Origin of the sequence: Longimicrobium sp., assembly GCF_035474595.1 — a bacterium.
Lineage (GTDB): Bacteria > Gemmatimonadota > Gemmatimonadetes > Longimicrobiales > Longimicrobiaceae > Longimicrobium.
The window spans coordinates 37,344-47,973 of sequence record NZ_DATIND010000094.1; the positions used below are offsets into that span (position 1 = coordinate 37,344).

At 71.4% G+C, this 10,630-nt stretch carries 7 protein-coding genes; 4 read left to right on the top strand and 3 right to left on the bottom strand.

Annotated elements, in window-relative coordinates:
- Positions 1-26: 26 nt before the first annotated feature.
- Positions 27-533: a zinc-ribbon domain-containing protein gene (locus tag VLK66_RS17425; RefSeq protein WP_325310731.1), complete on the bottom strand. Its 507-nt coding sequence runs from the start codon at positions 531-533 to the stop codon at positions 27-29.
- Positions 534-945: 412 nt separating this feature from the next.
- Positions 946-2,745 carry a translation elongation factor 4 gene (lepA, locus tag VLK66_RS17430; RefSeq protein WP_325310732.1) on the bottom strand — a complete coding sequence of 600 codons (1,800 nt, stop codon included), beginning with the start codon at positions 2,743-2,745 and terminating at the stop codon, positions 946-948.
- Positions 2,746-2,989: 244 nt separating this feature from the next.
- Between lepA and VLK66_RS17435 the strand changes: the two genes are divergently transcribed.
- Positions 2,990-4,309 carry a DUF5723 family protein gene (locus VLK66_RS17435; RefSeq protein ID WP_325310733.1) on the top strand — a complete coding sequence of 440 codons (1,320 nt, stop codon included), beginning with the start codon at positions 2,990-2,992 and terminating at the stop codon, positions 4,307-4,309.
- A 591-nt stretch (positions 4,310-4,900) separates the two neighbouring features.
- A complete protein-coding gene (locus tag VLK66_RS17440) occupies positions 4,901-5,224 on the top strand; it encodes a hypothetical protein (protein WP_325310734.1) in 324 nt (107 codons plus the stop codon).
- Positions 5,225-5,309: 85 nt separating this feature from the next.
- Here VLK66_RS17440 and VLK66_RS17445 read toward each other — a convergent pair whose 3' ends face one another.
- A complete protein-coding gene (locus tag VLK66_RS17445; protein ID WP_325310735.1) occupies positions 5,310-5,516 on the bottom strand; it encodes a hypothetical protein in 207 nt (68 codons plus the stop codon).
- A 186-nt stretch (positions 5,517-5,702) separates the two neighbouring features.
- Between VLK66_RS17445 and VLK66_RS17450 the strand changes: the two genes are divergently transcribed.
- Together VLK66_RS17450 and VLK66_RS17455 are read left to right on the top strand one after the other, a co-directional pair.
- Positions 5,703-6,578, top strand: coding sequence for an ABC transporter ATP-binding protein (locus tag VLK66_RS17450; protein WP_325310736.1), 876 nt, complete (start codon positions 5,703-5,705; stop codon positions 6,576-6,578).
- Positions 6,578-10,162, top strand: a complete 3,585-nt coding sequence (locus VLK66_RS17455) for a hypothetical protein (protein ID WP_325310737.1) — start codon at positions 6,578-6,580, stop codon at positions 10,160-10,162. The genes VLK66_RS17450 and VLK66_RS17455 overlap by 1 nt, the downstream gene beginning before the upstream one ends.
- Positions 10,163-10,630: the final 468 nt, after the last annotated feature.

Below are 10,630 nucleotides of genomic sequence, written 5' to 3' on the forward strand. Positions count from 1 at the left end.
CGGGCTGCGTTCAGTCGCGTGCTCCCCTACCACTTCGGGGGGGAGAGGATGCCGACGGCGGGCTTGCCCTCGCTCAGCAGCGTCCAGCCGCGGATCAGGCGGTAGACGTGCCAGGCGAGCGAGCCCAGCCCGGCGGCGAAGATCATCATGAAGCCGAAGGGGAAGAACAGGACCATTCCCATGAGGAAGGCGAAGAACCCGGCCACGATCAGCCCGACCGAGACGAGCAGGGTGTTCATCAGCCACTCGGCGTGGGATTCCAGCCAGGTGCCGCGCAGCGCGTCGCGCTTGGTCATCCCGATGATGCCGGCCACGATCATCGTGGGCCACACGGCGAACGCCACGGCCATCATGACGTAGCCGATCTGCACGTTGTTCCGCTCGGCGGCCAGCCGGTCGGGCACCGGCGCGCCGGCGTACGGCGCGGGCGGGCCGTACGTCCGCGCCGCCGAGATGGGCCGCCCGCACGCGGGACAGAACGGCGCCGCGTCGGACACCGAGTGCCCGCAGTCCACGCACGCGATCATGGTCATGGGAACCGCCTTGCAACGGAGGATGGATCGAATTCGCCGCGGGCCGGCTTCCGCGCCCGCACACGCCCATACGCGCGCGGAGGCCGGCGAGTGTCAACGATGATGGATGGATGGCGCCGGACCCGCGTCGGGTTGGAGCGACTCGAGTCGGTCGGATTGGTGACGGTACGTCAGGTTTGTGTGCGCGAAAATGCGAGTGAACTCGCGGCTACAACGGCACACAGTCCGCCTTCGCGGACTCCACCGGCGCGTGGAAAGCGGCAGTGCGTCCCACCCGCACCGATGCCGGAAAGCTACCTCTCCCGGTACGGGAGAGGTGGACGGCCTAGGCCGGCCGGAGAGGGCGCGAGGCAGCGGACGCGCACCGCACGCACTCCCGCACTCCCGCACTCCCGCACTCCCGCACTTCCCCTCAATCCCCCACCTGCAGCACCGCCAGGAAAGCCTCCTGCGGAATCTCCACCGTTCCCACCTGCTTCATCCGCTTCTTCCCTTCCTTCTGCTTCTCCAGGAGCTTGCGCTTGCGGGAGATGTCGCCGCCGTAGCACTTGGCGGTCACGTTCTTCCGCATGGCCTTGATGCTCTCGCGGGCGATGATCTTGTTGCCGATGGCCGCCTGGATGGCCACCTCGAACATCTGCCGCGGGATCAGCTCGCGCAGCTTCTCGCTCACGTTGCGCCCGTATTCGTACGCCTTGTCGCGGTGGATGATCACGCTGAAGGCGTCCACCGGGTCGCCGTTGATCAGCATGTCCAGCTTCACCAGCGGGTTGGCCTTGTACTCGGCGAACTCGTAGTCCAGCGACGCGTAGCCGCGCGTGGCAGACTTCAGCCGGTCGTAGAAGTCCAGCACGATCTCGGCGAGCGGCAGGTCGTACGCCAGTTCCACGCGCTGCGGGTCGGGATAGGTCATCCCCTTGAACTCGCCGCGGCGCTCGTGGCACAGCTTCTGGACCGCGCCGATGTAGTCGGCCGGCGTCATGATCCGCGCGCGGACGTACGGCTCGTCGATGTGGTCGATCTTGGTGGGGTCGGGAAGCGCGCTGGGGCTCTCGATCCACAGGTCGCTCCCGTCCGTCATCACCACGTTGTACTTCACGTTGGGAACGGTGGTGATCAGGTCCAGGTCGTGCTCGCGCTCCAGCCGCTCCTGGATGATCTCCATGTGCAGCAGCCCCAGGAAGCCGCAGCGGAAGCCGAACCCCAGCGCCAGCGAGGTCTCGGGCTCGTAGCTCAGCGAGGCGTCGTTCAGCTGCAGCTTGGCCAGCGCGTCGCGCAGCTCCTCGTACTGCTCGGTGTCGGTGGGGTAGATCCCCGCGAACACCATCGGCTTCACCTCCTGGTAGCCCGGGAGGAGCTCGGTGGCGCGGTTGGCGGCGTCAAGGATGGTGTCGCCCGAGCGGGTGTCCTGCACGCGCTTGATCCCCGCGATCACGTAGCCCACCTCGCCCGGCCGCAGCTCCTGCAGCGGATAGCGGCCCAGCTGCAGGTAGCCGACCTCGTCCACGGGATAGACGGAGTCGTTGCTGCCGAAGGCGATGCGCATCCCCGGCCGGAACACCCCGTCCACCACGCGGATGGAGGGGACGGCGCCCACGTACTTGTCGTAGTAGCTGTCGAAGATCAGCGCCCGCGGCGGCGCGTCGGCGTCGCCCTCGGGCGGGGGGACGCGCGCGATGATGGCCTCCAGGATGTCGCCGATCCCGATCCCCGCCTTGGCGCTGGCCAGGATCACCTCGTCGGGGTGCACGCCCAGCAGGTCCACGATCTCCTCGCGGCGGCGCTCCGGCTCGGCGCCGGGGAGGTCGATCTTGTTCAGCACGGGGATGATCTCCAGCCCCGCGTCCATGGCCAGGAACAGGTTGGAGAGCGTCTGCGCCTGCACCCCCTGGCTGGCGTCGACCACCAGGATGGCGCCCTCGCACGCGGCCAGCGAGCGCGAGACCTCGTAGGTGAAGTCCACGTGCCCGGGGGTGTCGATCAGGTTCAGCTCGTACTTCCGCCCGTCGCGGGCGGCGTACTCCATCCGCACCGCGTTCAGCTTGATGGTGATCCCGCGCTCGCGCTCGATGTCCATCGAGTCGAGCACCTGGTCCTTCATCTCGCGCATCTGTAGGGTGCGCGTGGACTCGATCAGCCGGTCGGCCAGCGTGCTCTTGCCGTGGTCGATGTGGGCGACGATGCAGAAGTTACGGATATGGTCGATGCGCAACGGGCGACTGCCTGTCAGTGCTGGGAAGCGTGCGGGTGGCAAGCCGTGGAAAATAGCCGCGCGCCCGCTTTCCGAAAAGCGGGCGCGCTACCGCGACCTGCCGCGCGCTGGTATTTTTGGCGCACGCTCACGGGCCGCCACCGTCTCGTCGATCGAGACGGGGCGGCCGCTGATACACCGCTGCCGCGGAAAAGTCCACCGCGGCTTCACGAACCCGGTCGAGAACTTCGGAAGGCATAGGAAGATGAAGAGATCCGTCGTCGGAACGCTGTCCGCCGCGGCCGCGCTGGCCGCCGTGCCCGCCGCGGCGCAGGTGCCGCTGACGCCGCGCGCGCTGGGGATGGCCAACGCGTACGTGGCCACCGCCCGCGGCTCCGAGTCGCTCTGGCAGAACCCCGCGAACCTGGCGCTCCCCGGCACGCTGGGGTGGAGCTTCACCATCCCCACCCTTTCCGCCGGCGCCGACGTGCTGGGGCTGGACCTGGGCGAGGTGGTGGACATCGCGCAGTACCGCAAGCAGACGGACGAGCGCAAGCAGCAGATCCTGGCCGACGTGCCCCCGGGCGGCACCGAGGCGCGGGCCGACGTTCGCCTTCCCGCCGTGTCGGGGCAGATCGGGCCGTTCGCGGCCGGGTTCTCGTTCAACACGGTGGCCAGCCACACCATCGACCGCGACTTCGTGGACCTGCTCCTCTTCGGCTTCCAGGCGCAGCCGGGGCGCTACAACATCACCCCGCAGGAAACGCAGGGCTTCCGCGCCAGCTGGTGGGACTTCGCGGTGGGCTACGGGCGCCGCCTTCCCGTGCCTCTTCCCGGCCCGCTGACGGTGGGCGCCACCGCGCACGTGTACATGGGCACCGCGCTGCTGCGCACGGGGATCGTGCGGGTGGACACGGTGCGCAACAACGTGGGCGTCCCGCAGGACCTGCAGGTGACGTACGCGGGGGTGAAGGACCGCGGCGGCGCGGGCGTGGGGCTGGACCTGGGCGCCGCGTACCAGCCGGTGCCGCAGCTCACGCTCTCCGCCGCGGTCAGCAACGTGGTGAACACCTTCAACTTCGGCGGCGGGCGCAGCCAGAAGCAGGTGACGCTCACCAGCGCCGACTACCGCACCGGCGACCTGCAGGGCGTGCTGGACCGCTACGACGCCAGCGAGGCCGAGTACAACGAGGCGAGCGCGTCGGCCAACGTGCGCGCGCTGGCGGCGGACCTGGGCGTGGACACCGACCTGCCGCGCACCCTGCGCGCCGGGGCCGCGCTCGAGCTGCCCTCGCGCACCACGCTCTCGGCCGCGTACCAGGGCACGCTGGGCGAGTCGCGGCTCTCGGGGCTGTGGGAGAAGAGCCTGGGCGTGGGCGTGCAGCAGCGGCTGGCGTTCATCTCGGCCCGCGTGGGCGCGTCCACCAACCTGGACAGCGGCACGCTGCTGAGCGGCGGCCTCTCGCTGGGGCCGCTGAACGTGGCCCTCGCGCACATCACCGACGGCTCGCCCGCCGACGCGGACCGCAGCGGCTGGGTCGCCAGCGTGGGCTTCAGCGCGCGCGGCAACTGGCGCTCGCGGTAAGGGTGAGAGCGGCGGGGGATCCGGAGTTCGAGTCCTCCGCCACATCCCGAACAACCACACACGCCGCATCCATGCCCATTCACGCCCCAAAGACGTCATCCTGAGGCCGGCCACGCCGAACCCGCCTCCGCACAGGTGCTCGCAGGCCGAAGGATCCATAGCCGGTCCAGCACGTCAGTTGGGGAGATGCATCGGGGCGGGCAGCGCGGGGAGGAGCAGGCGGTGCGCGAGGGGCGGCGGGGCGGGAGGAGCAGACGGGGGGTGGGCGCGGAGATGTCGTCGTGGAAAATGCGAGTGAACTCGCGGCTACAACGGCACACAGTCCGCCTTCGCGGACTTCTCGCGTGACCGGCACCGGGCGCGAGGAAATCTCCGGTGAGAGGGTAGGGGCGGCGCTTCGGCGTTGCCCCTTCTTCGTTGCGAGCACCATCACCGTAGCGGCCTTCGCGTGCAGAGCACCGGCGCGCAAACTATGAATCGCAGTCGCGATTTGACGGAACGCATCTCCTTACCTAATCTATATACGCCTGTTTTCACACACCCCATCCGAGGAGGATCACCATGGCTGTTCGCCGGATCCGCAGTTTCGTCGTGGGTGCCATTGCTGCCGCGGGGCTGCTGGGCGCCGCGCCCGCGCCGGGTGCCGCGGCCACCACGCCCCTCAGCATCGACTACTTCTACTGCATCTCGCTGGGCCACGGGCGCATGGAGTGCCAGGCGCAGGCCAGCGGCGGCACGGGGAGCTACACCTTCAGCTTCACCCCGTCCACGTTCTACGTGTCGCAGAGCGGCGGCTACGTGGACTGGGGCAGCTACTGCAACCCCTACCGCGTGAGCAGCGCCACCGTGACCGTGAACGACGGCACCTCCAGCGTCACCCAGTCGACCTCGTTCTACTGCGGCGACGCGGTGTAGCCGGGCGAAGCGGCAGAGACGGAAGCAGGGGCGGCGCATCGGCGCCGCCCCTGCTTCGTTCCGGGAATCCGGGGAATTCAAGCAGTCACTGGGTGTGGCACGGCCGCGAACAATAGTAGCAGCCGTTCACCTGGTTGTAATGCAGCCGCGCCGCGCGTACCGCTTCGCCGCAGGTGCTGAAATAGCCGAGGTACAGCCGGTTGCCGTCGGATGGCAACCAGTTGCACGAGGAGGTGTGCACCTCGTGGTCGCCATTCGCCTGCGCGACCTTGTTGACGTAGTACGCGGCCATCTCTCGCTCCTTTTCCGGGGGACATCTCCACGGTCGGAAGTTCGACGGGCACGCGCTCTCCGATTCCCATCTTCCGAAACCGTGGGCCGAACCGGCTCGTACGGGAGGAAACATCCGGCGGCGCAGCTCTCCGCATCTCGCGGTCGCGCCGCGCTTTCCGAGCCTCTCCCCCGCCCGCCCCTCCCCATGCTCGAAGTTTCCGGCATCACCCGGACCTATCCCAACGGCGTGCAGGCGCTGCGCGGCGTTTCGCTTTCCATCCCCCGCGGGCTGTTCGGGCTGCTGGGGCCCAACGGCGCGGGCAAGTCGTCGCTGATGCGCACGCTGGCCACGCTGCAGGCGCCGGACGCCGGCTCCATCACCTTCGACGGTGCCTCCGTTCTCGACGATCCGCAGGCGCACCGCCGCCGGCTGGGGTACCTGCCGCAGGACTTCGGCGTGTACCCGGGCGTCTCCGCGCTGGAGCTGCTGGACCACCTGGCGGTGCTGAAGGGGATCGCCGACCGCCGCGCGCGCCGCGAGCAGGTGGAGGCGCTGCTGGCGCAGACCAACCTGTGGGAGCACCGCAAGCGCGCGGTGAGCGGCTTCTCGGGCGGAATGCGGCAGCGCTTCGGGATCGCGCAGGCGCTGCTGGGCGATCCGCGGCTGGTGGTGGTCGACGAGCCCACCGCCGGGCTGGACCCCGAGGAGCGCAACCGCTTCCACAACCTGCTCAGCGAGATCGGCGAGCAGGTGGTGGTCATCCTCTCCACCCACATCGTCGAGGACGTGCGCCAGCTCTGCGCGCGCATGGCCATCCTGGCCGGCGGCCGCGTGCTCTGCCAGGGCGCGCCCGACGAGCTGGTCGGCGGCCTGGCCGGGCGCGTGTGGGCGAAGACGGTCGAGAAGCACGCCGTCGCCGGCGCGCGCGAGTCGATGCACGTGCTTTCCGCCCAGCTGCACGCCGGGCGCACGCGGCTCCGCGTGCTGGCCGACGACGCGCCGGATGCGTCGTTCGAGCCGGTGGCGCCGGACCTTGAAGACGTGTACTTCCACGCGCTGGGCGAGCGGAAGGCGGCCTGATGCTGCGCGACATCCTGCGCTTCGAATGGCGCTGGCACACCCGCCGCGCCACCTTCGCCGCGGCCGCGGCGGCGCTCGCGCTGATGGCGGCCATGCTGGTGGCCTCCGGCTACGGCCCGCCGGGGGTGACCGTCAACTCGCCGTACTCGGTCACGCAGTCGCTGGGGCTGCTCTCGCTCCTCTCGGTCTTCGTGCTCACCCTCTTCTGCGCGGGCTCGGCGCTGCGCGACGTGGAGCACGGGATGACGGAGATCGTCTTCGCCACGCCGGTGGGGAAGACGCGCTTCCTGCTGGGCCGCTTCGGGGGCTCCATCCTGGCCGCCGTCACGGTGATGGCGATCGCGGCGGGGGTGATGATGATCGCCCCGCTCGCCGTCCCCCTCGACGCGGCCCGCATCGGTCCCGTCCGGCCGCTGGCCTACGTCTGGGCGATGGTGGTGGTGGCAATCCCCAACCTCCTGCTCGCGGGAACGCTCCTCTTCGCCGTCGCCACGCTGACGCGCAGCACGCTGGCCACCTACGTCGGCGGCGTCGCCATCTACGCGCTGTACCTGGTGTGCGCGCTGGCGGTCGACTCGCCGCTGATGGCCGGCGCCGCCCCGCCGACGCCGGAAGGCCTCGCCCGCGCGGCCCTGCTGGACCCGTTCGGCCTCTCCGCCTTCTTCGAGCAGACGCGCTACTGGACCCCCGCCGAGCGCAACGTCCGCCTCGTCGCGCTGAGCGGGCATCTCCTGCTCAACCGCGTTCTGTGGATGGGGATCGCCCTCGCGGTGCTGGCGCTCGTGCATCACCGCTTTGCCTTCCGCGTCGCCGCCGGCGGACGGACGCGCCGTCCCCGCCGCGAGGCGACGGACGAAGCCGCGCCGTCCGCCGCCTACCGCGCCGTCACCCCCGCGGCGGGCGGCGCGCGGGCGGCGTGGACGGCGCTGCGCTCGGCCGCGCGGCTGGAGACGCGCCATCTTCTCCGGGGATGGACCTTCGCGGCGCTGATCGCGCTGTGGGCCTTCGTCGCGGCGATGCAGGCCGTTGCCGAGCTGGGCGGCGGCGAGTACGGCACGCGCGTGCTGCCCACGACCGGGCTGATGCTGGACGCGGTGCAGCTCCCGCTCCTCCTGGTCGGCACCATCGCCATCGTCTACTACGCCGCCGAGGTCGCGTGGCGCGAGCGGATGGTGGGCTTCGACCCGCTGGCCGACGCCACGCCCGCGCCCACCGCGGTCTTCTACCTGGCCAGGGCCGCCGCCCTCTGCGCGCTCCCGCTGGCCATGACGCTGGTGGCGATCGCCGTCGGCATTGCCGTGCAGCTGGCGCACGGGTACACGCGGATCGAGCCGGGGCTGTACCTCACCCTGCTCTGGTTCGCCGGGGTGCCGCTGGCGCTCTTCGCCCTGGGCGCGCTGGCCGTGCAGGCGCTCACGCCCAACCGGTGGATCGGGATGCTGTGCGGGCTGGCGCTGGCGCTGGTGGCGCGGCAGGGCGCGGCGCTGGGGCTGGAGCACCCCATGCTGCGCTTCGGCGCCGCGCCGCCCGCGCCGCACTCGGCCATGGACGGCTTCGGCCCCGTCCCCGCGTCGTTCGCGGCGTTCATGCTGTACTGGGGCGCCGCGGCGGCCCTCCTGGCCTGCGTGGGCTGGGGCGTCTGGCGGCGGGGGATGGAGACGGGGATCGCCTCGCGCCTCGTCGACCTCCCGCGCCGCTGGGGGCGCACGGGAACGCGCATCGCCCTCGCCTCCGCGGCGGCGACGATGCTCACCGGCGGCGCGCTCTTCTGGCAGACCAACGTCGCCCACGCCTGGGAGGACAGCGGCGCGCGGGCCCGGTGGAGCGCGGACTACGAGCGCGCGTACCGCCGGCTGCGGGACGTCCCGCAGCCGGCCATCGTCGCCGTGCGCACGTCGGTGGAGCTGTACCCCTCCGCCCGCCGCGCGCGGATCGAAGGAACGTACGTGCTGGAGAACCGCACCGCGCGCCCGATCGACACCGTCTGGGTCGTCGTCCCCCGCGAGGCCATCGATGTGCGCGTGACGGTCCCCGGCGCCCGCCTGGCGCGGCGGGACGGGCGCTTCGGCGTGCGCGCGTTCCGGCTGGACCGGCCGCTGGCGCCGGGCGCGCGCGGGGAGATGAGCTTCGCGCTGACGCTGGACCGCGGCGGCGTGCGGGCAGGCGGCTTCGACTACGACGTGACGGCGAACGGGACGCTGCTGACCAGCCCGGCCGCCTTCCCCACCCTGGGCTACCGCGCCGGCTACGAGCTGGGCGACCCCGCCGCGCGCCGCCGCTTCGGCCTGGCGGGCGCGGGGACGGAGCAGGCCCCGCTCCCGGCGACCGACTCCGCGCGCGCCGCCGTCCGCGCGGCGGGGCCGGACCCGGCGTGGATCACGCTCGACGCGACCGTCTCCACCTCCGCCGACCAGACGGCGCTCGCGCCGGGGCGGCTCGTGCGCGCGTGGTCGTCGGGCGGGCGGCGGCATTTCCGCTACATCACCGAGGGACCGGTGACGCCGCTCTTCGCCTTCGTCTCGGCGCGCTACTCGGTCCGTCGCGAGCGGCACGGCGGCGTGGAGGTGGAGGTGTGGCATCACCCCGCGCACGCGGCCACCGTGGGGCGCATCCTGGCTGCGGCCACGCGCTCGCTGGACGTGCTGGGCGCGCGCTACGGCGCGTATCCCCACGACGCGCTGCGCATCGTCGAGGTGCCGTCGTGGTCCGGCTTCGGCGGGTTCGCCCTCCCCGGCATCGTCCTCTTCACCGAGGACCGCGGCTTCCTGTCGGACGAGCGGGATGGGGACGTGGACCTGGTGACACGCCGCGTGGCGCACGAGGTGGCGCACCAGTGGTGGGGGCACACGCTGGACCCGGCGCCGGTCGCGGGCGCGACCACGCTGGTGGAGACGCTGGCCAAGCACTCCGAACAGCTTGTGGTGGAGGAGATGCACGGCCCGCGCGCGCTGGCGCCGATGCTGGCGTTCGACGAGGACCGCTACCTGGCCGGCCGCGCGCAGGACCCGCACGGCGAGCCCACGCTGATGGAGACCGGCGGCCAGGCGTACCTGTACTACGGCAAGGGCGCGGTGGTGATGAGCGGCCTGCGCGACCTGCTGGGCGGCGCGGCGGTCGACCGGGCGCTCGCGCGGCTGATCGCCCGGGATTCGGGCCCGCGCGGCGCCGCGACCACGCTGGACCTGCGCGACGCCCTCCTCGCCGAGGCGCGGACAGCTCGGCAGCGCGCGCTGGTGGACGCGTGGCTCGCCCGCCGTGTCGTCTACGACCTGCGCGTGGACAGCGCGGCGGTCTCACCCCTGGCCGGCGGCCGCTTCCGCGCCTCCGTCCGCATCACCGCCTCCGCCGCGGAGACGGCCGGCGATCGCGAGGTGCGCCGCCCCATCGACGGCGAGACGATCGACGTGGCGATCTTCGATGGCGATCCATCCACCGGCCGCGTCCTGTACGCGGGGAAGCGGCCCGTCGCCGGGGGCCGCATCACCCTGGACGTGGATCTCCCCGCCCGCCCCGCGTACGCCGTCGCCGACCCGTTCGTGCGCCGCATCGACCGCGACCGCACGGACAACCGCAAGCGCTTCTGATCCCGAATCCGCGCGGAGTGTGGCCGTTCCGGGGACCTCCCTTCCGACGTCATCCTGAGGCCGGCCACTCCGCAAGCGATTTCCGCGCAGAAGGTTGCAGGCCGAAGGATCCATAACCCGTTCAGCACGTTCGCCGGGCACATCGAGACTGCTCCCGGATTCGATATCATCAGCGAGAACGAGCACCCACGCGGCTGATCGGGCCGCGGGGGTGCTCGTCTTCCATCATGCCGGACTCGGGGATCGACCGTGCGGTCCGGCAGCGCACGTGCGGCGGCCAGCTATGGATTCTTCGGCCTGCAATCTTTGGTGAACGCCCAGGTTCAACGTGGCCGGCCTGAATGGAAAGTTCCGCGTGCAGCCGGTCACCGGCGACTAAAGTCGCAGCAACAACTACGGGAAGCCTCGCAAACTGCGCGAGGCTGTTCGGCTCGGCAGCCGGTTCCGCTCTGGAGGACGCCTCCCCCT

Excerpts from the sequence above, each read along its gene's own strand:
- VLK66_RS17425 (WP_325310731.1), bottom strand. The coding sequence starts at position 533 with ATGACCATGATCGCGTGCGTGGACTGCGGGCACTCGGTGTCCGACGCG.
- VLK66_RS17435 (WP_325310733.1), top strand. The coding sequence starts at position 2,990 with ATGAAGAGATCCGTCGTCGGAACGCTGTCCGCCGCGGCCGCGCTGGCC.
- VLK66_RS17445 (WP_325310735.1), bottom strand. The coding sequence starts at position 5,516 with ATGGCCGCGTACTACGTCAACAAGGTCGCGCAGGCGAATGGCGACCAC.
- VLK66_RS17450 (WP_325310736.1), top strand. The coding sequence starts at position 5,703 with ATGCTCGAAGTTTCCGGCATCACCCGGACCTATCCCAACGGCGTGCAG.
- VLK66_RS17455 (WP_325310737.1), top strand. The coding sequence starts at position 6,578 with ATGCTGCGCGACATCCTGCGCTTCGAATGGCGCTGGCACACCCGCCGC.